The sequence below is a fragment of the Kitasatospora sp. NPDC096204 genome (assembly GCF_044763205.1).
Taxonomy (GTDB): Bacteria; Actinomycetota; Actinomycetes; order Streptomycetales; family Streptomycetaceae; genus Kitasatospora.
This window is the reverse complement of record NZ_JBIWFT010000002.1, coordinates 413,877-436,691: the sequence shown is the minus strand read 5'-3', so window position 1 is coordinate 436,691 and position 22,815 is coordinate 413,877. Positions and strand designations below refer to the sequence as shown.

Sequence of the window (22,815 nt, the reverse complement as noted above, 5' to 3'; positions counted from 1 at the left end):
CCGGGCGCCGCGCCACCCGGCGCCCGAGCCGCCCGGCCCACCCCACCAGACTTCCGAACCGCGCCCCGCGGTCGCTCGATTGGGACAGAACGTCATGAACGAAGAGAAGCTCCGCTACTTCCTCAAGCGGGTCACCGCCGACCTGCACGAGACCCGTCGCCGCCTGCGCGAGGTCGAGTCCGGCGAGCAGGAACCGATCGCCATCGTCGCGATGGGCTGCCGTTACCCGGGCGGCGTCCGCACCCCCGAGCAGCTGTGGCAGCTCGTCGCGGACGGCACCGACGCGATCACCGGCTTCCCCGCCGACCGCGGCTGGGACACCGACGCGCTGTACGACGCCGACGCCGAACACGGCCGCTCGGGCACCAGCTACACCCGCGAGGGCGGGTTCCTGCACGACGCGGCCCAGTTCGACCCGGAGTTCTTCGGGATCAGCCCCCGCGAGGCGACCGCGATGGACCCGCAGCAGCGGCTGCTCCTCGAGACCTCCTGGGAGGCCTTCGAGCGGGCCGGCATCGACCCCGCCGCCGTGCGCGGCAGCCGGGTCGGCGTGTTCAGCGGCGTGATGTACCACGACTACGCCAGCCGCCTGTTCACCGTCCCCGAGGGCGTCGAGGGCTACCTGAGCACCGGCACCGCCGGCAGCGTCGTCTCGGGCCGCGTCGCCTACACCCTCGGTCTTGAGGGCCCGGCGGTGACCATCGACACCGCCTGCTCCTCCTCGCTGGTGGCCGTCCACCTGGCCGCCCAGGCCCTGCGCAGCGGCGAGTGCACGCTGGCGCTGGCCGGCGGCGTCACCGTGATGTCGACCCCGGACACCTTCGTCGAGTTCAGCCGTCAGCGCGGCCTCGCCCCCGACGGCCGCTGCAAGGCCTTCGCCGAGGGCGCCGACGGCACCGCCTGGGGCGAGGGCGCCGGCGTGCTGCTGCTGGAGAAGCTGTCCGACGCCCGGCGCAACGGGCACCCCGTGCTCGCCGTCGTCCGCGGCTCCGCCGTCAACCAGGACGGTGCCAGCAACGGCCTCACCGCCCCCAACGGCCCCTCCCAGCAGCGCGTCATCCGCCAGGCCCTGGCCGGCGCCGGGCTCTCCCCGGACCAGATCGACGCCGTCGAGGCACACGGCACCGGCACCACCCTCGGCGACCCGATCGAGGCCCAGGCCCTGCTCGCCACGTACGGGCAGGAGCGCGGCGAGGGCGGGGCGCCGCTCTGGCTCGGCTCGATCAAGTCCAACATCGGCCACACCCAGGCCGCCGCCGGCGTCGCCGGCATCATCAAGCTGGTCATGGCGCTGCGGCACGGCGAGCTGCCGCGCACCCTGCACGTCGACCAGCCGTCTCCGCACATCGACTGGGCCTCCGGCGCCGTCGAGCTGCTCACCGAGGCCCGCCCCTGGCCGGCCGGCGAGCGGGTCCGCCGGGCCGCCGTCTCCTCCTTCGGCTTCAGCGGCACCAACGCCCACACCGTCATCGAGGAGGCCCCGGCCGAGCTTCCCGCCCAGGACACGGACGGGGAACCGGCCTCCGGCGAGCCGCAGCGCCCGCCGCTGACCACCCGGGCGACCCCCTGGTTCCTGTCCGCCCGCGGTGCGGACGCCCTGCGCGAGCAGGCCCGGCAGCTGCACGACCACCTGACGGACCGGCCGGAGCTGGACGCCGACCGGGTCGCCTGGACGCTGGCGGCCGGACGCGGCGCCTTCGAGCACCGGGCCGTCCTGCTCGCCGACGGCCGCGACGGCGCGCTCGCCGCCCTCGCCGCGCTCGCCGAGGGCGAGGAACACCCCGCCCTGGTGCGTGGCACGGCCCGCGGCGCCGCGGCCGGCAAGGCCGTCTTCGTCTTCCCCGGCCAGGGCTCGCAGTGGCCCGGCATGGCGGTCGGGCTGCTGGACTCCTCGCCGGTGTTCGCCGCCCGGCTCGCCGAGTGCTCGGCGGCCCTCGCCGAGCACGTGGACTGGCGGCTGGAGGACGTGCTGCGCGGCGTCGAGGGCGCGCCCCCGCTCGACCGGATCGACATCGTCCAGCCCGCCCTGTTCGCCGTGATGGTCGCGCTCGCCGACCTGTGGCGCTCGTACGGCGTGGAGCCGGCCGCGGTGGTCGGCCACTCGCAGGGCGAGATCGCCGCGGCCTGCGTGGCCGGCGCGATCAGCCTCGCCGACGCCGCCCGGCTGGTGACGGCCCGCAGCGCGGCGCTGTCCCGGCTCTCCGGCCTCGGCGGCATGCTCGCCGTGGCGGAGGGCGCCGAGCGGATGCGCGAGCTGATCGGGGAGCGCACCGACCGGCTCCAGCTCTCCGTGGTCAACGGCCCCCGCACCGTCGTCGTCGCCGGCGACCCGGCCGCGCTGGCCGAGCTCGCGGCCGAGTGCGAGGCGCTCGACGTCCGCGCCAAGCTCCTCCCGATCGACTACGCCGCCCACTCCCCGCAGACCGAGGCGATGCGCGAGGAGATGCTCGCGATCGGCGCCGAGGTCACCTCCCGCTCCTGCGACGTCCCGTTCTACTCCACGGTGACCGGCGGCCTCCTGGACACCGCGGCGCTGGACGCCGAGTACTGGTACCGCAACGTGCGGCAGACGGTCGAGTTCTCGCAGGCCGTCCGCAGCCTGGCCGAACACGGCCACGGCGCCTTCCTCGAGGTCAGCCCGCACCCCGTGCTGGTGACCGGCATGGAGGAGACCCTCGACGGGATCGGCGCCGAGGCCGCGATCCTCGGCTCGCTGCGCCGCGACGAGGACGACGCGGAGCGCTTCCTCGCCTCGCTCGCCGCCGTCCACGCGCACGGCGTGCCGGTGCGGCGCACCGCGCCGTTCGACGGACGCGCCCTGGCCCCGTGCGAACTGCCCACCTACCCGTTCCGGCACCGCCGCTACTGGCTCGACGTCCCGGCTCCGGCCGCCCTGCCCGGCACGGCCCCGGAGTCCGCCGCCGACCAGGGCTTCTGGTCCGCCGTCGAACGCGGGGACCTGACCGAACTGACCGCCGCCCTGGCCGTGGACGGCGAGGACCCGCTGAGCGCCGTGCTGCCCGCCCTCGCGGCCTGGCGCCGCCGCCGGCAGCAGGCCGACACGGTGGACGGCTGGCGCTACCGGATCGCCTGGAAGCCCGTCACCGCCCAGGGCCGGCCCCGGCTGACCGGCCGGTGGCTGCTCGTCGAGCCCGCCGCCGGGACCGCGTGGGCCGACGCGGCCCAGCGCGCCCTGGAGACGGCCGGCGCCCGGGTGCGCCGGGTCACCGCCGACGCCACCGCCGACCGCGGGCGCCTCGCGGCGCTGCTCGCCGCCGAACTCGCCGAGGCCGCCGGGGCCGCCGGGGACGGCGCCGCCGAGCCGGCCCGCTGGGCCGGCGTGCTCTCCCTCCTGCCGCTGGACGACCGCCCGCACCCGGACGCCCCGCTCGTCCCGGCCGGGACGGCCGGCACCGTCGCCCTGGTCCAGGCGCTCGCCGACGCGGGCCTGGACGCCCCGCTCTGGTCGGCCACCACCGGGGCCGTCCGCACCGGCGGCGCGGACGGCCCCGCCGACCCGTCCCAGGCCCAGGTCTGGGGCCTGGGCCGGGTGCTCGGCCTGGAGCAGCCCGAGCGCTGGGGCGGCCTGGTCGACCTGCCCGCCGACCCCGACGACCGCGCCGCCGCCCGACTCGCCGCGGTGCTCGCGGCCGAGGACGAGGAGGACCAGCTGGCCGTGCGCGCCACCGGCGTGCTGGCCCGCCGACTGGTCCGCGCCCCCGGCGCCGAGGTGTCCGCCGAGCGGGCCTGGCGCCCGCGCGGCACCGTGCTGGTCACCGGCGGCACCGGCGCCGTCGGCGCCCACGTGTCCCGCTGGCTGGCCGCCAACGGCGCCGAGCACCTGGTGCTGGCCGGCCGCCGGGGCCCCGAGGCCCCGGGCGCCGCCGAACTCGCCGACGAACTGCGCGCGGCGGGCGCCGAGGTGACGGTCGTCGCCTGTGACACCGCCGACCGCGCCGCCGTGGACGCCCTGGTCGGGCGGTTCGCCCTGGAGGGCGCGCCGATCCGCGCGGTGCTGCACGCCGCCGGCCTCGGCCGCACCGGCGCCCTCGCCGACCTGCGGCCCGCCGACCTCCAGGAGCTCGCCGAGGCCAAGATCGCCGGCGCCCGCAACCTGGCCGAGGCGCTCACCGGCACCGAACTGGACGCCTTCGTCCTGTTCTCCTCCAACGCGGGCGTCTGGGGCGGCGGCGGCCAGGGCGCCTACGCCGCCGTCAACGCCTTCCTCGACGCCTTCGCCGAACGGCTGCGCGCGGCCGGCGTCCGGGCCACCTCGGTCGCCTGGGGTGCCTGGGCCGACGGCGGGATGGCGGACGGCCCCGCCGGGGAGGCCATGCGCCGCCGCGGCGTCCCGGCGATGGCGCCGGAGCTGGCCGTCGCCGCCCTCCAGCAGGCCCTCGACCTCGACGAGACCTTCCTCGCCGTCGCCGACGTCGTCTGGGAGCGCTTCCAGCCCGCCTTCACCGCCACCCGCCGCCGCCCGCTGATCGAGGACCTGCCGGAGGTCCGCGCCCTGCGCGCGGGCACCGGCACCGCCGAGCCCGGCACCGAGGTGCCCGAGCAGTCTGCGCTGCGCCGCCGGCTCGCCGGACTGTCCGCCGCCGACCAGGAACGCGTCCTGACCGACCTGGTGCGCGCCCAGGCCGCCGGTGTCCTCGGCTTCGCCGGACCGGAGTCCGTCGACCCCGTGCGCGCCTTCCGCGAACTCGGCTTCGACTCGCTCACCGCGGTGGAGATCCGCAACCGCCTCGGCAGCGCCACCGGCCTGAAGCTGCCCACCACGCTGGTCTTCGACTACCCGACCCCGGCGGCCCTGGCGGGCTACCTGCGCGCCCAGACCCTCGGCGCGGACCAGGACCAGGCCCGGGCCACCAGCGCGGCGGCCGCCGACGACGAGCCGATCGCCATCGTCGCGATGGGCTGCCGCTTCCCCGGCGGGGTCGCCTCGCCCGAGGACCTGTGGCGGCTCGTCACCGAAGACCGGGACGCCGTCACCGGCATGCCCACCGACCGCGGCTGGGACCTGGCGGCGCTCTACGCCGACGACCCCGACCAGCCCGGCACCAGCTACTGCCGCGAAGGCGCCTTCCTGCACGACGCCGGCCTCTTCGACGCGGGCTTCTTCGGCATCTCCCCGCGCGAGGCCGTCACCATGGACCCGCAGCAGCGCCTGCTGCTGGAGGTCACCTGGGAGACCCTGGAGCGCGCCGGAATCGACCCCGGCACGCTGCGCGGCACCGCGACCGGCGTCTTCGCCGGCGGGTCCACCCAGGACTACACCACGGTGCTGACCAACAGCGAGGGCGGCGCCGAGGGCTACATGCTCACCGGTACGGCAGCCAGTGTGATGTCCGGCCGGATCTCCTACACGCTGGGCTTCGAGGGCCCGGCGGTGACCGTCGACACCGCCTGCTCCTCCTCGCTGGTGGCGCTCCACCTGGCCGCCCAGTCGCTGCGCCAGGGCGAGTGCTCGCTGGCCCTGGCCGGCGGCGTCACCGTGATGCCGCTGCCCGGCCCCTTCATCGAGTTCAGCCGCCAGCGCGGCCTGGCCGCCGACGGCCGCTGCAAGCCCTTCGCGGCCGCTGCCGACGGCACCGGCTGGGGCGAGGGCGCGGGCATGCTCCTGCTGGAGCGCCTGTCCGACGCCCGGCGCAACGGGCACCCCGTGCTCGCGGTGGTGCGCGGCTCCGCCGTCAACCAGGACGGTGCCAGCAACGGCCTGACCGCCCCCAACGGCCCCGCGCAGCAGCGCGTCATCCGCCAGGCCCTCGCCAACGCCCGACTGACCCCCGGTCAGGTCGACGCGGTCGAGGCGCACGGCACCGGCACCACCCTCGGCGACCCGATCGAGGCCCAGGCGCTGCTGGCCACGTACGGCCAGGAGCGCGGCGGCGACCCGCTGTGGCTCGGCTCCCTCAAGTCCAACATCGGCCACACCCAGTCGGCTTCGGGTGTCGGCGGCGTCATCAAGATGGTGATGGCGATGCGGGAGGGCGTGCTGCCGCGCACCCTCAACGTGGACGAGCCCACCCCGCACGTCGACTGGTCGGCGGGCGCCGTCGAGCTGCTCACCGAGGCCAGGGACTGGCCCGAGACCGGCGAACCGCGCCGCGCGGGTGTCTCCGGCTTCGGCGCGAGCGGGACCAACGCCCATGTGGTGCTGGAGCAGGCGCCGGCGGAGGAGGCCGCGGCAGCCGACGAGGAGTCGGTTGCCGATGGTGTGGTGCCGTGGGTGCTGTCGGGTCGCAGTGAGGCGGCGCTGCGGGAGCAGGCGCGGCGGCTGTTGGCGGTGGTCGTGGAGGAGCGGCCGGCGGATGTCGGTTTCTCGCTGGTGTCCTCGCGGGCGGTGTTCGAGCACCGGGCCGTGGTGGTCGGCGAGGGCCGGGAGGCGCTGCTGGCGGGCCTGGGTGCGCTGGCGGACGGTCTGCCGGGTGCGGGCGTGGTGTCCGGGCGGGTGCGTTCGGGGCGTCCGGTGTTCGTGTTCCCGGGGCAGGGGTCGCAGTGGCTGGGCATGGCCCGCGAACTGCTGGCGGACGAGCCGGTGTTCCGTTCGCGGATGGAGGAGTGTGCCAAGGCGCTTGCTCCGCATGTGGATTGGGAGTTGCTGGAGGTCGTCTCGGGTGAGGACGGCGGGTGGATGGAGCGGGTGGACGTGGTCCAGCCGGTGCTGTTCGCCGTGATGGTGTCGCTGGCTGCTCTCTGGCGTGCGAATGGTGTGGAGCCGTCGGCGGTGGTGGGTCACTCGCAGGGCGAGATTGCCGCCGCTGCTGTCTCCGGTGCGCTGTCGCTGGAGGACGCGGCGCTGGTGGTGGCGCTGCGCAGTCAGGCGATCATCGAACTGTCGGGCCTGGGTGGCATGGTGTCCGTTCCGCTGCCGGTGGAGAGCGTTCGCGAGTTGCTGTCCGGCCGTGAGGGAATCTCGATCGCGGCCGTCAACGGCCCGAACTCCGTCGTGGTTTCCGGCGATGCCGGCGCCCTGGACGAGCTGGTGGAGTACTGCACCGGGCAGGAGATCCGGGCTCGTCGGATCGCGGTGGACTACGCGTCGCACTCGGCGCACGTGGAGCGCATCGAGGCCCGCCTGGCCGAGCTGCTGGCCCCGGTCGCCCCGCGTGTTCCGGCGGTGCCGTTCCACTCCACCGTGACCGATGAGGTCATCGATTCGGCCGCGCTGGACGCCGGTTACTGGTACCGCAACCTGCGCCAGACGGTGGAGTTCGCGAGCACCGTCGAGGCTCTCCTCGCGTCCGGTCACTCGCAGTTCGTCGAGGTGAGTGCCCATCCGGTGCTGACCGTCGGCATCCAGGAGTCCATCGACGCCACCGGCGCCGAGGCGACGGTCCAGGGCACCCTGCGTCGTGACCACGGTGGCCGGGAGCGTTTCCTGACCGCCCTCGCCGAGGCCTGGGCCAACGGCGCCACCGTCGACTGGGCCGCCCGGTTCCCCACGGCCCGCCGCGTGGACCTGCCCACCTACGCCTTCCAGCACGAGCACTACTGGCCGAAGCCGGGCACGCGCGGCATCGGTGACGTGCTGTCCGCCGGTCTGGGTGCGGCCGACCACCCGCTGCTGGGCGCGGCGGTGGCACTGGCCGACCGCGACGGGCACGTCTTCACGGGCCGCCTCTCGGTGCAGACGCACCCGTGGCTGGCCGACCACGCCGTGGCCGGCACGGTGATCCTGCCCGGCACGGCGTTCGTCGAGCTGGCCGTTCGCGCGGGTGACCAGGCCGGCTGTGACGTGCTGGAGGAGCTGACCCTGGAGGCGCCGCTGGTGCTGCCCGCCCAGGGTGGCGTGGCGGTGCAGGTGGTGGTCGGTTCGCCCGACGCCGACGGCCGCCGCGAGGTGGAGGTCTACTCCCGCGCCGAGGACGCGGCGCCCGACGAGCCGTGGACCCGCCACGCCACCGGCGCCCTGTTCCGCGGCGCCGTCGTGCCGGAGTTCGACCTGGCCGTCTGGCCCCCGCAGGGCGCCGAGCCGGTGCCGGTGGACGGGTACTACGACACCCTGGCCGACCTCGGCTTCGCCTACGGTCCGGCGTTCCGCGGCCTGCGGGCCGTCTGGCAGCGCGGCTCCGAGGTGTTCGCCGAGGTCGCCCTCGCGGCGGACCAGCAGGGCGACGCCCAGCGCTTCGGCCTGCACCCCGCCCTGCTCGACGCCGCACTGCAGGCGGCGGGCCTGGGCGACGCGACCCGGGACCTCGCCGCCGGGCGGCTCCCGTTCGCCTGGACGGACGTGACGCTGTTCGCCACCGGCGCCGGGGCCCTGCGGCTGCGCCTCACCCCGACCGGTGCGGACGGGGTGGCGCTGGAGCTGGCCGACGAGGAGGGCCGTCCGGTCGCGGCGGTCGGCTCGCTGGTGCTGCGCCCGCTGGCCGAGCGTGCGATGGCCGCCGAATCCGCCTTCCAGGACTCGATGTTCCGGGTCGACTGGACGCCGGTGCCGCTGCCCGCCGCGACCCCCGCGGCGGAACTGGCGCTGCTGGGCGCCGTCGAGGGGGAGTGGGCCGCCTCGGCGCGCCGCTACGGTGACCTGGCCGAGCTGGCCGAGGCCGTCGACGCCGGCGCCGAGCTGCCGTCCGTGGTGGTGGCCGCGGTGGCCACCGGCGCCGACGACCCGCTGCTGGACGGCCTGCGGCGCAGCACCGGCGACACCCTCGCCCTGCTGCACTCCTGGCTGGCGGACGAGCGCTTCGAGGCGGCCCGCCTGGTGGTGCTCACCCGCGCGGCGGTCGCGACCCGCCCGGACGAGGACGTCCCGGCGCTGGCCCAGTCCCCGGTCTGGGGCCTGGTGCGCTCGGCGCAGACGGAGAACCCCGGCCGGCTGGTCCTGGCGGACCTGGACGGCACGGCCGTCTCCGCTGCCGCGCTGCCCGCCGCCGTCGCCACCGGCGAGCCCCAACTCGCCCTGCGCGCCGGTGAGGTGCTGGCGCCCCGGTTCGCCCGGGTGCCCGCCGGGGCGGACGAGCCCCGGCGCGTCCTCGACCCGGAGGGCACCGTCCTGCTGACCGGTGCCACCGGCACCCTGGGCTCGCTGCTGGCCCGCCACCTGGTGACCGAGCACGGCGCCCGGCACCTGGTGCTGCTCAGCCGGCAGGGCCCGGCGGCGCCCGGCGCCGAGGAGCTGAGCGCCGAACTCACCGGCCTGGGCGCCGAGGTGACCGTCACGGCCTGCGACGTCGCGGACCGCGCGGCGCTCGCCGCCGTCCTGGACGCCGTCCCCGCCGAGCACCCGCTCACCTCCGTGGTGCACGCGGCGGCCGTGCTGGACGACGGCGTCCTGGACTCGCTCACCGCGGAGCGGCTGGACCACGTCCTGCGGCCCAAGGCGGACGCCGCCCAGCACCTGCACGAGCTGACGGCCCACCTGGACCTGGACTCCTTCGTGCTGTTCTCCTCCGCGGTCGGCCTGCTCGGCAACGCCGGCCAGGCGAACTACGCCGCCGCGAGCGCCTTCGTCGACGCGCTGGCGCACCACCGCCGGGCGAACGGCCTGCCCGCCGTCTCGCTGGCCTGGGGCTTCTGGGCCGAGCGCAGCACGCTCACCGGCGCGCTGGACGAGGCGGAGGTCCGCCGGATGAGCCGGGGCGGTGTCGCCCCGCTGTCCTCGGCCGAGGGGCTCGCGCTGTTCGACGCGGCCGGGGCGGGCGTGGAGCCGCTCCTGGTGCCGATGCGGCTGGACTCGGCCGCGCTGCGCGGTCAGGCCGCCGCGGGGGCCCTCGCGCCGCTGCTGCGCGGCCTGGTGCGTACGCCGCTGCGCCGTACGGTCGCCGCGGCGGGCGGGACCGGCGAGGCCTCGGCGTTCCAGCAGCGGCTGGCCGACCTCGACGGGCAGGACCGGGCCCGGCTGCTGCTCGACCTGGTGCGCGGCCAGGCGGCCGCCGTACTGGGCCACGCGTCCGCGGACGCGGTGGAGGCGAACCGGGCGTTCCGAGAGCTGGGCTTCGACTCGCTGACCGCGGTCGAGCTGCGCAACCGGCTGAGCGCGGCGACCGGGCTGCGGCTGCCGGCCACCACCGTGTTCGACTACCCGACCCCGGCCGAGCTGGCGGCCCGGCTGGAGTCCCGGCTGTCCGGCGGCGGGCGTGCCCGTCCGGCGGCCGCCGTCGCCCCGGCGCCGCGGCACGCGGACGACGACCCGATCGTGATCATCGGCATGGCCTGCCGCTACCCGGGCGGCGTCCGCACGCCCGAGGAGCTGTGGCAGCTGGTCGCGCAGGGCACCGACGCGATCTCGCCGCTGCCGACCGACCGCGGCTGGGACACCGAGGGCCTGTACGACGCCGACCCGGACCACGTGGGCACCAGCTACGCCCGCGAGGGCGGGTTCCTGTACGACGCGGGGCACTTCGACGCCGGGTTCTTCGGCATCAGCCCGCGCGAGGCGCTGGCGACGGACCCGCAGCAGCGCCTGCTGCTGGAGACGGCGTGGGAGGCCCTCGAGCGGGCCGGCATCGACCCGACCACGCTGAAGGGCAGCGCCACCGGCGTGTTCGCCGGGAAGATGTACCACGACTACGCGATCACCCTGCCCGCCGTCCCCGCCGACGTGGAGGGCTACCTGGCCACCGGCACCACCGGCAGCGTCGCCTCGGGCCGGATCTCCTACGCCCTGGGGCTGTCGGGCCCGGCGGTCACCGTGGACACCGCCTGCTCCTCCTCGCTGGTCGCCCTGCACCTGGCCGCCCAGTCGCTGCGCAGCGGCGAGTGCACGATGGCCCTGGCCGGCGGTGTCACGGTGATGGCCACCCCGCAGGTGTTCATCGAGTTCAGCCGCCAGCGCGGCCTGGCCACCGACGGGCGCTGCAAGTCCTTCGCGGCGGCGGCCGACGGCACCTGCTGGTCCGAGGGCGTGGGCATGCTGCTGCTGGAGCGCCAGTCCGACGCGGTGCGCAACGGCCACCGGGTGCTGGCGGTCGTCCGCGCCACCGCCGTCAACCAGGACGGCGCCAGCAACGGCATCACCGCCCCCAACGGCCCCGCCCAGGAGCGGGTCATCGAGCAGGCGCTGGCCGCCGCCCGGCTGACGCCGTCCCAGGTGGACGTCGTCGAGGCGCACGGTACCGGCACCCGGCTGGGCGACCCGATCGAGGCGCAGGCCCTGCTGGAGACGTACGGGCAGGGGCGCACCGGGGACCCGCTGTGGCTGGGCTCGCTGAAGTCCAACATCGGCCACTCCCAGGCCGCCGCGGGCGTCGGTGGCGTGATCAAGATGATCATGGCGATGCGGCACGGCGTGCTGCCGAAGACCCTGCACGTCGACGAGCCGACCCCGGACGTCGACTGGAGCTCCGGCGCCGTCGAGCTGCTGACCGAGGCCCGGCCGTGGCCGCAGACCGGCGAACCGCGCCGCGCGGGCGTCTCCTCCTTCGGCGTCAGCGGCACCAACGCCCACGTGATCCTGGAGCAGGGCCCGGCGCCCGCCGAGGCCGAACGGGGCCCGGCCCGGGTGCTGCCCTGGGTGCTGTCCGCCCGGACGCCGGACGCGCTGCGCGCGCAGGCCGAGCGGCTGGCCGCGCACCTGGCCGCCGAGCCCGGGCCGACGGAGGCCGACGTCGCCCGCTCGCTGACCGTGCACCGCTCGTCCTTCTTCCACCGCGCGGTGGTGGTCGGCACCGACCGCGCGGAGCTGCTGGCCGGCCTCGCCGCCGTCGCCGACGGCAGCGGCGCCGGGGTGGTCCGGGGTTCCGGCACCACCGCGGGCCGCACCGCCTTCCTGTTCACCGGACAGGGCAGCCAGCGCCTCGGCATGGGCCGGGAGCTGTACGGGGCCCACCCGGTGTTCGCCGCGGCCTTCGACGCCGTCTGCGAGCGGGTCGACGCCCACCTGGCCCGCCCGCTGCGCGAGGTCGTGTTCGGCACGGACTCGCGGCTGCTGGACCGCACCGAGTACGCCCAGCCGGCGCTGTTCGCCGTCGAGGTGGCGCTGTTCCGCCTGGTGGAGAGCTGGGGGGTGCGCCCGGACCTGCTGCTCGGGCACTCGATCGGTGAGATCGCGGCCGCGCACGTCGCCGGTGTGCTGTCACTGGACGACGCCGTCACCCTGGTCGCCGCTCGTGGCCGGCTGATGCAGGCGCTGCCGGAGGGCGGCGCGATGGTGGCGGTCAAGGCCGCCGAGGCGGACGTCCTGCCGCTGCTCACCGAGAACGTCAGCATCGCGGCCGTCAACGGCCCGACCTCCGTGGTGATTTCGGGAGACGAGTCCGAAGTCCTGGACATCACCGGGAAGTTCGAGAAGACCAAGCGTCTCAACGTCAGCCACGCCTTCCACTCCCCGCTGATGGACGGCATGGTGGAGGAGTTCCGCCGGATCGCGGAGGGCCTGACGTACAGCGCCCCGCGCATCCCGGTGGTCTCCACCGTCACCGGCGCCGAGGCGGGCGAGGAGCTCACCGACCCGGCGTACTGGGTGCGGCAGGTCCGCGCGGCCGTCCGGTTCGCGGACGGCGTCGCCGCCCTGCGCGAGGCGGGAGCCGGCCGGTTCCTGGAGCTCGGCCCCGACGGTGTCCTGACCGCCGCCGCCCGGGACTGCCTGGGCGCCGACGCGGACCACGCCCTGCTGGTGACGCTGCTGCGCGCCGACCGGCCGGAGGAGGTCGCGCTGACCACGGCGCAGGCCGAACTGCACGTCCACGGCGTCCCGTTGGACTGGCCGGCGATAGCCGCCGACTGGGGCGGGCGGCTCGTCGACCTGCCGACCTACGCCTTCCAGCACGAGCGGTACTGGCTGGAGGCCCCGGAGGAGGCCGCCAAGGAGGCCGCGCACGCGGGCGAGGGCGGCTTCTGGGCGGCCGTCGAGGAGACCGACCTGGAGGGTCTGAGCGGCGCGCTCGACCTCGACGGCGAGGGCCGCGAGGCGCTCCGGGCGCTGCTGCCCGCGCTGTCCGGCTGGCACCGGCGCCGGCGCGGCCAGGCGGCCGCGGAGGCGGTGCGCCACCGGGTGGAGTGGCAGCCGCTGGCGGCCCGGCCGAGTGCCGAACTCGCGGGGAACTGGCTGGTGGTGGCCCCCGCGGAGGCCGCCGAGAGCGAGCCGGTGACGGCCCTGCTCGGCCTGCTGGAGTCCGCGGGCGCCACCGTGCTCGGCGCGGTGCTGGACCCGCAGGACACCGACCGGGCCGCCGTCGCGGCGGGCCTGGGCGAGCTGCTCGCCGGCGAGGCGCCGGTGCGCGGTGTGCTGTCCCTGCTGGCGCTCGACGAGCAGCCGCACCCGGCCGTCCCCACCGTGGCGGGCGGACTGGGGCTCAACCTGACGCTGGCCCAGGCCCTCGGCGACGCCGGGGTGGACGCCCCGCTCTGGTGCGCCACCCGGGGCGCCGTCGCGGTCGGCCGGAGCGAGGTGCCGAACCCGGCCCAGGCGCTGACCTGGGGCTTCGGCCGGGCGTTCGCCGCCGAGCACCCGCGGCGCTGGGGCGGTCTGGTCGACCTGCCCGAGCGGCTGGACGGCCTGGCCGGCGAGTGGCTGACGGCCGTCCTGGCCGGGCGCACCGGGGAGGACGAGGTGGTGCTGCGGTCCGCCGCGGCCTTCGCCCGCCGCCTGGTGCCGGCCCCGCTCGGCCTGGCGGCCGAGGCCGCGACCTGGCGGCCGCAGGGCCCGGTGCTGCTCACCGGCCCGGCCGACGCCCGGCGCGAGGCGCTGGCCGGCTGGCTGACCGAGCGCGGCGCCGTGCCGGTGTCCGGGCCGGCCGAGGCCGACACCCCGGCGCAGGTGCTGCTGCACCTGGTGGCCCCGGCCGAGCCGGTCGCCCTGGACGGCCTGGACGCGCGGGCGCTGGCGGAGGCGGTCGCCGCCGCCACCGCGCTGCCGGCCGGCGGCCCCGGACTCGCCACGCAGGTCGTCTGCCTGCCGGGCGAGTCGGTGTGGGGCGGTGCCGGGCAGGCCGTGGCCGCGGTCTGCGGCGCCCACCTGGACGCGGTCGCGCGTGGCCGCGCCGAGGGGGACGTCCCGCTGCGGACGGTCGCCCTGGCCGACACCGGCTCGGAGGGGCCGACCGGGCGGGCGCCCGGCGTCGACGAGGCGGCATCGGTCCTCGGCCACGCCGTGACCCTCGGCGAGCACGGCCTGGTGATCGCCGGGGACGGCTGGAGCTGGTTCGCCCGCACCCTGCGTGACGGCGCCCCCGTCCCGCTGCTGGCGGCCCTGGCCGGTCCGGACGCGGCCGACCGCGACCCGGTGGCGCGGTCCGCCGAGCCGGTCAGGGACGCGGCCGGGGCGCTGGCCCGCCGCCTGGCCGAGGCGGGCCCCGGCGGGCGGCACGCCGTCCTGCTGGAGACCGTCCGGACGGAGGCCGCGCTGGCGCTCGGCCACCGCTCCGGCGACGCGGTCGACCCGGACCGGGACTTCCTGGAGCAGGGCTTCGCCTCGCTGACCGCGGTGGAGCTGCGCAACCGGCTGACCGCCCTGACCGGGCGGGAGCTGCCGGCCGCGCTGATCTACGACCACCCGACCCCGGCGGCCCTCGCCGGGCACCTCGCCGCCGAGGTGCCGCAGGACGCGCCGCCGGCCGCCGCGACCGGCACGCTGGCCCCGATGCTCCGTCAGGCCGTCGCGTCCGGACGGATCGCGGACTTCGCGGCGATGCTGCAGAGCGTCGCCGGGTTCCGGCCCGCCTTCACCGACCCGGCGCTCGCCGGGCCGCTGCCGGCCCCGGTGCGGCTGTCCGGTGGCGCGGGGCGGCCGGTGGTGGTCTGCTGCCCGTCGGTGACGGCGATCTCCGGCCCGCACCAGTACGCCCGGTTCGCCGCGGCGCTGGGCGACCGGTTCCGGGTCGGGGCCCTGCGGGCCCCCGGCTTCGGCAGCGGCGAGCCGCTGCCGGCGACGCTGGCGGCGGGGGTGCGCGCGCTGGCCGAGCAGACCGCCGAACTGGCGCAGGGCGAGCCCGTCGTCCTGGTCGGCCACTCCTCCGGAGGGGTCCTGGCGCACGCCCTGGCCCGGTACCTGGAGGAGATAGGGGTGCCCCCTGTCGCGCTCGTTCTGCTAGACATCTACGCGCCGGGCAGTGACCTGGTGGCTCCGCTGCTGCCCGCGCTCATGGGCGGCATGGCGGAGCGGGACGGGGTGTTCGCGTCAATGGACGACGACCGGCTGACCGCCATGGGAGGCTGGTTCCGGCTCCTGGAAGAGGCGGAGCCGAGCCCGGTCGGGGCGGCCACACTGCTGGTCCGTGCCGCCGAGCCGATGACCGGTTGGGGGGAGCGCGAATGGAGGTCCGACTGGGAGTCCGCGCAGACCGTCGTGGACGTCCCGGGGGACCACTACTCGATGATGGAGGAGCAGCACGTCGAGGCGGTGGCCTCGGCGGTCGGTGAGTGGTTGACCTCCCGGACGAGCTGATTCCGTCCGACCCGCCGCCAGTCCGGCCGGGGCGCGCGCCCGCACCGCGCGCCCCGGCCGGGCTCTGGAAACCCTCCGCCGCCCCGGCCCCGGGGCGGCGGACCGACGAGGGGAACACCCTGAGATGTCCGTGTCCGTGAGCCAGGCCGCCCTGTGGGTCCGGCGCTTCCACCCGAACGACGACAGCCCGACCCGGCTGGTCTGCTTCCCGCACGCAGGCGGTTCGGCGAGCTTCTACTTCCCGGTGTCGGCGGCCCTCGCCGACCGCACCGACGTGCTGTGCCTGCAGTACCCGGGCCGCCAGGACCGCCGCACCGAGCCGTGCGTCGACTCCATACCCGAGCTGGCCGACCTCGTCCACGCCGCGCTCGCCCCCTGGGCCGACCGCCCGACCGTCTTCTTCGGCCACAGCATGGGCGCCGTGCTGGCGTTCGAGGTGGCCCGCCGTCAGGAGCGGGAGGGCAACGGCCCGGTGGCGCTGTTCGCCTCCGGCCGCCGCGCGCCGTCCTGCGTCCGGGACGAGACGGTGCACCTGCGCGACGACGACGGCATCGTCCGCGAGCTGCACGAGCTCAGCGGCACCGACGCCGCCCTGCTCGGCGACGAGGAGCTGCTGCGGATGATCCTTCCGGCGATCCGCGCCGACTACACCGCGATCGAGACCTACCGGCCCGAGCCGGACGCCGTGATCGCCGCCCCGGTGCACGTGCTGACCGGCGACGACGACCCGAAGACCACCATCGACGAGGCCCGGGCGTGGGAGCGGCACACCACCGGCGGCTCGGACCTGACCGTCCTGCCGGGCGGGCACTTCTTCCTGGCCCACCACCAGCGGGACATCAACGGCAGGATCGCCGACCGGCTGGCCCGGGTGTCGGCCGGCTGACCCCGAACGGCCCGGTTCCCGCCCCCCGCCCGCCGGGGCCCGGGGCGGGAACCGGGCCCGGGCCGCCGCGGCGGCCCGACCGTCGCAGCACCGGGGGGTGGTAGGGGTTCCGACAGGGGTGCCCGCCGCGAACCCCCGTCCCTAGCCTGACCGCAGAGGAACGGGCGGACTCCGCGCCGTTTCCATCCCCTCTTGGAGAACCGACATGGCCGAGCACACCACCCCCTGGCGGGTGCTGCACAGCGGAGACCCGACGGACCTCGTCCTCGCCGTCGACTTCTTTGCCCCGGGCCGGGCCGAGGCCGCCTTCGGCGACCTGGTGCCCATGCTGGACGGACCGTACTCGGTCTGGGAGACCATGCAGCCCGCGCCCGGCGAGGAGACCGGCATGCGCGGCGACGACTACCTCGACCGCTGGATCGAGGCGCTGCCCGTGGGCGCGGTCGTCCGCGGCGTGCTCGGCTTCTGCGTCGGTGGGATCTTCGGCTCGGCGCTCGGCGAGAAGATCGCCGCCCGCCAGGGCCACCACCCGGTGACGGTGCTGTTCGACCCCGAGCCGGTCAGCCCGCTGGTCATGTACTGGCAGTTCCACAAGCTGGTCGACCGGCTGGCGGGCGTGCTGACCCCCGAGGAGATCCAGGCGGCCCAGAGCGCCGGCTACCGGATGCAGGAGACCGAGACCGATCCGGTCGCGGTCGGTGCCGCACTGGTCGCGCTCTACCGCGAGTACGGCGACCTCGGCCTGGAGCGGGTCGGCCTGGACGCCGACCGCCGCGCCGAGCTGATGGCCATGTTCGACTCCTACCTCGCCTACCTGGTCGCCGCGACGCAGGTCACCACGGCCGCGGACGTCAGCACCTCCACCGTGGTCAGCTCCGACACCCCGGTCGACGGACTGCACCTGGGCGCGCGGGAGCTGCCCTTCGCCATCGACCGGCACGAGCTGCTGCGCCGGCCGGAGGTCGCCGCCGCGGTGTCCGACCTGCTCGCGGCGCGCTAGGGGGAACCGACAGATGCGACGCCTGGTACGCAAGAACGACGCCGGCGAGCCGGCGCGGGCGGCGACGGCGGTCACGCCGAAGGAGGAGGCCCTCTGGCTGATGGACCGGCTCGTCCCCGGCACCGCGGCCAACACCGTCGCGGTCGCCTTCCGGGTGGACACCGCGCTGGACCCGGCCGCGCTGGCCGGGGCCGCCCGGCTGCTGGTCCGCCGCCACCAGGTGCTGCGGACCGGCTTCGAGGTGCGGGAGGGCCGGCTGCTGCACCGGCTCCTGACGGAGGCCGAGGCCGCGTTCGAGCCGGAGTACGCGCAGATCGCCGAGGACGCCGTCGACGCGGAACTCGCCGCCCTGGCCCGGCACGCCTTCGCGGTGACCGACCGTCCGCTGGTGCGGCTGCGGCACCTGCACACGCCCGCGGGCGACGTGGTCTGCGTCGCCGCCCACCACCTGGTCTTCGACACCATCTCGGCGACCTTCCTGTTCGAGGAGCTGGCCGCCGCGTACGACGCCGCGCTCGCCGGTCGCCCGGTCCCCGCGGAGCTGCTGCCCGAGGTCCCCGTCGTCGAGTCGGCCGCCCCCAGCGGGGAGAGCGTCGAGTTCTGGCGCCGCGGCCTGGCCGGCTACCGGGCCGACGAACTCGACCTGTGGCTCGGTGAGGACGAGACCACCGAGCCGACCCTGGCCGGCGGCCACGTCGAGCGGGTGCTGTCGCAGGCGGCCGCCGACGCGCTCGTCCGGCTGCAGCGCGAGCTGCGCGCCCCGGAGGCGGTCGTCCTGCTGGCCGCCTTCGACCTGCTGCTGGCCCGGCACGGCGCCGGTCCCGACATCGTGGTCGGCACCCCCGTCAACGTCCGGGACCAGCGGACCGCCCGGGCCGTCGGCTACCACGTCAACGTGCTGCCGCTGCGGCTGCCGGTCGACCTCGGCGGCGGCTTCCGGGAGCTGGTCGCCCGGGCGCGGACGGGGTACTTCGACGCCCTCGCGCACGCCGACGTCCCGATCGACCTGATGCTGCCCGAACTGCCCCGCACCGGCGGCTCCTGGCGCACCACCGCGTTCCGGCACCTGTTCAACTACGCGCCCGGCGGCGGGCTCCCGCCCTTCGCCATCGCCGGCCGGCAGGCCGCCGCGGTCAGCCTGGAGAACGGCACCAGCAAGTTCGACCTGGAGTTCGTCGCGGCCCCCGGCAGCGACGCGCTGCGGGTCAAGGGCCGCTACTCGACCGACGTGCACACCGCCGCCGAGGTCGAGCGGCTGCTGGAACGCTACGACGCCCTGCTGGTCTCGCTCGGCGCCGACCCGGACCTCCCGGTCGGCGAGCACCCGCTGCGCGGCGCCGCCGACACCGAGCTGATCGAGGCCGCCAACCGGACCGGGCGCACCGACGTCCCGCCGACCGTCCTCGCCGCCGTCGCCCGCCACGCCGCCCTGACACCGGACGCCCCGGCCGTCCAGGACGGCGAACGCACCGTCAGCTACCGGCAGTTGTGGAACGCCGCGGTCGCCACCCGGGAACAGCTGCGGGAGGCCGGCGTCACCCCCGGCGAGATCGTCGGCCTGTGCGCCCGGCGTGGCCCCGACCTGGTCGCCGCCGTCTTCGGCATCTGGCTGGCCGGCGCCGCCTACCTGCCGATCGACCCGGACCACCCGGACCACCGGGTCGCCGACACCCTCGCCGACTCCGGCACCCGCACCGTCGTCACCGGCCCCGGGATCACCCTGCCCGAGGACACGGCGGCCGACGGCCGGCCCCGCTCGGCCGTCCCGCTGGTCACCGTCGAGGACGCCCCGGCCGCCGACCCGTCCCGCTCGCTCGACGGCGCCGGCGCACCGGACACCCGCGCCTACCTGATCTACACCTCCGGCTCGACCGGCCGCCCCAAGGGCACCCTGGTCAGCCACGGCAACCTGGCCAACCTGGTGGCGCACTTCCGCGAGGAGATGCGCCTGACGCCGGAGCACGGCGGCCTGTGGATGACCACCTTCGCCTTCGACATGTCGGTGATGGACCTGTTCCTGCCGCTGTTCGCGGGCGGCCGGCTGGTCGTCGCCCCGGACACGGCGAGGACCGACGGCCGGGCGCTCGCCGAGGTGCTGCGCCGCCACCGGGTGGACGTCATCCAGGCCACCCCCACCACCTGGCGCCTCGTCCTGGACGAGGCCGGCGGGGAGCTGGCGGGCTGCCGGCTGGTCTGCGGCGGCGAGCCGATGCCGCCCGCGCTGGCCCGGCGGCTGCTGGCCACCGGCGCCGAACTGCGCAACCTGTACGGGCCGACCGAGACCACGGTGTGGTCCACCGGCGCCGTCATGGAGTCGGCGGAGCGGATCGGCGTCGGACGCCCGATCCGCAACACCCGGGTGTTCGTCGCCGACCCGGACGGCCGGGAACTGCCGCTCGGGGTGCGCGGCGAACTGTGCATCGCGGGCGACGGCGTCACCCTCGGGTACCACGGGCGCCCGGAGCTGACGGCCGAGAAGTTCCGCGAGCACCCCCGCTACGGGCGGTACTACCGCACCGGCGACCAGGCCCGATGGAGCCCGGACGCCGGCCTGGAGCTGCTCGGCCGGGCCGACCGGCAGATCAAGCTGCGCGGCAACCGGATCGAGCTCGGCGAGGTCGAGGCGGTGCTGGCCGAGCACCCGGAGGCCGAGGGGGCCGCGGTCGTGGTCGCCGGGGACACCAGCGCGGACGGCCTGCTGGTGGCCTTCGTCGAGGTGCCGCGCAAGCCGGGCCAGTCCGGGGCGGAGGCGGACGAGGCGGCCCGCGGGATCGGCGACCGGCTCTGGGAGCACGCCCGCGACCGGCTTCCCAGGGCGGCCGTGCCGCACGACTTCGTGCTGCTCGACGAACTGCCCAAGACCGTCACGGAGAAGGTCGACTACCCGCGGCTGACCCGGATCGCCGAGGAACGGCGCGCCGACCGGGCCGCCGAGGCCGGAACGCAGGCGCGGGCGGAGGAGGAAGAGGGCCTGCTGGGCGCGCTGGTGGCGATCTGGGCGTCGCTGCTGTCCCGCTCGGACCTCTCCGCGGACTCCAACTTCTTCGCCAGCGGCGGGCATTCACTGCTCGGCGCCCAACTGGCGCAGCGGATCGAGGAGAAGCTGGGCGTGCGGCTGGGCCTGGCGGACGTCTTCGCCATGCCGACGCCGCGTCAGATCGCCGAGTTCATCGAAGGAACGGCGGAGAAGAAGGACTGACCCGCCAAGCACCGAAGCACCGAAGCACCGAGGCCCTGCCGGACGTCCGGCAGGGCCTCGGTGCTTCGCGTGCGGCTGTCAGGAGGCCGTCACCGGGAAGGCGTGCAAACCGCGGATGAACGGCGACAGCCGCCGGCGCACCGGGCCGGCCTGGCGCAGCCCCGGCAGGCGCTGCGACAGCACCCGGAAGGCCACCTCCGCCTCCAGCTTGGCGAGCGGGGCGCCGAGGCAGTAGTGGATGCCGCTGGAGAAGGAGATGTGGTCCGGCTCGCCGGTGCGGTCCAGGTCGAAGCGGTCCGGCTCGGCGTACGCGGCGGGGTCGCGGTTGCAGGCGCCGGTGAGGATGATCACCTGGGCGTCCACCGGCAGCCGGCGCCCGGCGATCTCGATCTCCTGGTGGGTGAAGCGGCTCTGCATCAGCACCGAGGTGTCGTAGCGCACCGACTCCTCGACGGCGCGCGGCGCCAGCTCCGGGTCCGCGCACAGCCGCTCCCAGACCGCGCGCTCGCCCAGCATGGCCAGGGTGCCGTTGCCGATCAGGTTGACGGTGGTCTCGGTGCCAGCCAGAGCGAGCATCCCGCACATCGCGACCAGCTCCTCGGCGGTCAGCCGCTCGGCGTCCACGTCCGCCAGCAGCCGGCTCACCAGGTCGTCGCCGGGGGAGCGGCGGCGCAGCTCCAGCAGCTCGGTGAACAGCTCCCTGGTGCCGTCCACGGCGGCCTGCAGCTCCTTGACCTCGGCGAGCGAGACCACGCCGTCCAGGACCAGGCTCAGGCCCCGGCAGAGCTCGTCGAAGCGCGGCTGCTCCTGCTCGGGGATGCCGAACAGCGCGCCGATCACCCGCGCCGGCACCTGCTTGGCGTAGGCGTCCATCAGGTCGAACGGGGCGCCGGTGTCGACCCGGTCCAGCAGCTCGTGGCAGGCGCGCTCGACCTCGGGCCGGAACGCCGCCACCACACGCGGCCCGAACGCCGGGGTGGCGATCCGGCGCAGCCGGGTGTGGTCGGGCGGGTCCATCGCCAGGAAGGAGTTGTCGAAGTCGGACGGGCCCTCCGGCCACTCGCCCTTGGTGGTGCGCCGGCCGAAGCGCCGGTCGCGCAGGATCTCGTCGGCCAGCGCCCGGTCGACGACCAGCCAGGACCCGATCATGCTGCGCTGCAGCGGCCCGCGCGGGCGCATCCGCTCGTACAGCGGGTACGGGTCCTCCTGGCCGAGCAGCAGCTGGGCGTAGATGTCGCCGAGTGCGCCCACGGACTTCAGGGCCGCACGGGCGGTGCGCAGCTGGGTGTCCAGCTCGCTGTCGGACAGGGTGGGCATGGGTACGCCTCCGGCCGGGTCGACGCGTGGTCAGCAGGACGGTCCTGCGGTCGGACGGTATGTGCGGATCCTGTGGTGCTGAACCCCTAACCGGGCGACCTCGACCCCTTCGTGGGCGCACGCTCCGTAGGGGTGGGTCCAGACCCACCCCCTGACGGGGGCGAAGGTGGATTCTGCTCACCTTCGCCGCCGCCTAGTGTCGTTGACGAGCCGCTCGGAGCTGCGAGGCGGTGACGGGCGGCGGTGGCCGCGGGTGAGGTGGGAGGAAGAGGTGCGAGGAACGGTGCACGCGGGCCAGGGATCCCGTCCGCCGGTCGACGAGCGGGCGCCGGCGCTGCGGCTGTCGGGTCTGCGCAAGAGGTTCGGAGCGTACACCGCGGTGGACGGCGTCGAACTGGTCGTGCCGAGCGGGTCGTTCTACGGACTGGTGGGCCCCAACGGCGCGGGCAAGACCACGTCCCTGTCGATGGCGGTGGGCCTGCTGCGGCCGGACGCGGGGACCTCGGAGATCTTCGGGGTCGACGTCTGGAGCGACCCGGTCCACGCCAAGTCCCTGGTCGGGGTGCTGCCCGACGGCATGATGCTGCCCGAGCGACTGACCGGCCGTGAGCTGCTGCACTACCTGGGCCGGCTGCGCGGCATGGACGCCCGCACGGTGGACGCCCGGGCCGAGGAACTGCTGACCGTCCTGGAGCTGACCGAGGCCGAGCGGACGCTGGTGATCGACTACTCCACCGGCATGCGCAAGAAGATCGGCCTGGCCACCGCCCTCCTGCACGCCCCCCGGCTGCTGGTGCTCGACGAGCCCTTCGAGGCCGTCGACCCGGTGTCCGCCGCGACCATCCGCGTCATCCTCCAGCGCTTCGTCGCCTCCGGCGGCTCGGTGGTCTTCTCCAGCCACGTGATGGCCCTGGTCGAGCAGCTCTGCGACCACGTCGGCGTGATCGCCAAGGGCCGCGTGGTGGCCGCCGGCACGGTGTCCGAGGTCCGGGCCGGCCGCACCCTGGAGGACGTCTTCGTCGAGCTGGTCGGCGCCCGTACCGGAGGAGCGGAGGGGCTGTCGTGGTTGGCGTCCTGAGCGG

At 76.0% G+C, this 22,815-nt stretch carries 6 protein-coding genes; 5 read left to right on the top strand and 1 reads right to left on the bottom strand.

Features of this window, described 5'->3' with window-relative positions:
• Window positions 1-79 precede the first annotated feature (79 nt).
• The 4 genes from ACIQ87_RS03495 (at window position 80) to ACIQ87_RS03480 (ending at window position 20,416) form a co-directional block, all read left to right on the top strand.
• Window positions 80-15,331: a type I polyketide synthase gene (locus tag ACIQ87_RS03495; RefSeq protein ID WP_402400871.1), complete on the top strand. Its 15,252-nt coding sequence runs from the start codon at window positions 80-82 to the stop codon at window positions 15,329-15,331.
• 124 nt (window positions 15,332-15,455) lie between these two features.
• On the top strand, window positions 15,456-16,217 hold the full coding sequence (locus ACIQ87_RS03490; protein WP_402400868.1) for a thioesterase II family protein: 762 nt from the start codon (window positions 15,456-15,458) through the stop codon (window positions 16,215-16,217).
• A 205-nt stretch (window positions 16,218-16,422) separates the two neighbouring features.
• On the top strand, window positions 16,423-17,217 hold the full coding sequence (locus ACIQ87_RS03485) for a hypothetical protein (RefSeq protein ID WP_402400865.1): 795 nt from the start codon (window positions 16,423-16,425) through the stop codon (window positions 17,215-17,217).
• Window positions 17,218-17,230: 13 nt separating this feature from the next.
• The gene (locus tag ACIQ87_RS03480) at window positions 17,231-20,416 is read left to right on the top strand and encodes an amino acid adenylation domain-containing protein (RefSeq protein WP_402400862.1); all 3,186 of its coding nucleotides are present in this window, start codon (window positions 17,231-17,233) and stop codon (window positions 20,414-20,416) included.
• A gap of 78 nt (window positions 20,417-20,494) precedes the next feature.
• Here the strand turns inward: ACIQ87_RS03480 and ACIQ87_RS03475 are convergent, their stop codons facing one another.
• The gene (locus ACIQ87_RS03475) at window positions 20,495-21,733 is read right to left on the bottom strand and encodes a cytochrome P450 (RefSeq protein WP_402400859.1); all 1,239 of its coding nucleotides are present in this window, start codon (window positions 21,731-21,733) and stop codon (window positions 20,495-20,497) included.
• Between the two features lie 271 nt (window positions 21,734-22,004).
• On the opposite strand from ACIQ87_RS03475, the gene ACIQ87_RS03470 reads away from it, so the two are divergent.
• Window positions 22,005-22,811: an ABC transporter ATP-binding protein gene (locus ACIQ87_RS03470; protein ID WP_402400856.1), complete on the top strand. Its 807-nt coding sequence runs from the start codon at window positions 22,005-22,007 to the stop codon at window positions 22,809-22,811.
• Window positions 22,812-22,815 lie beyond the last annotated feature (4 nt).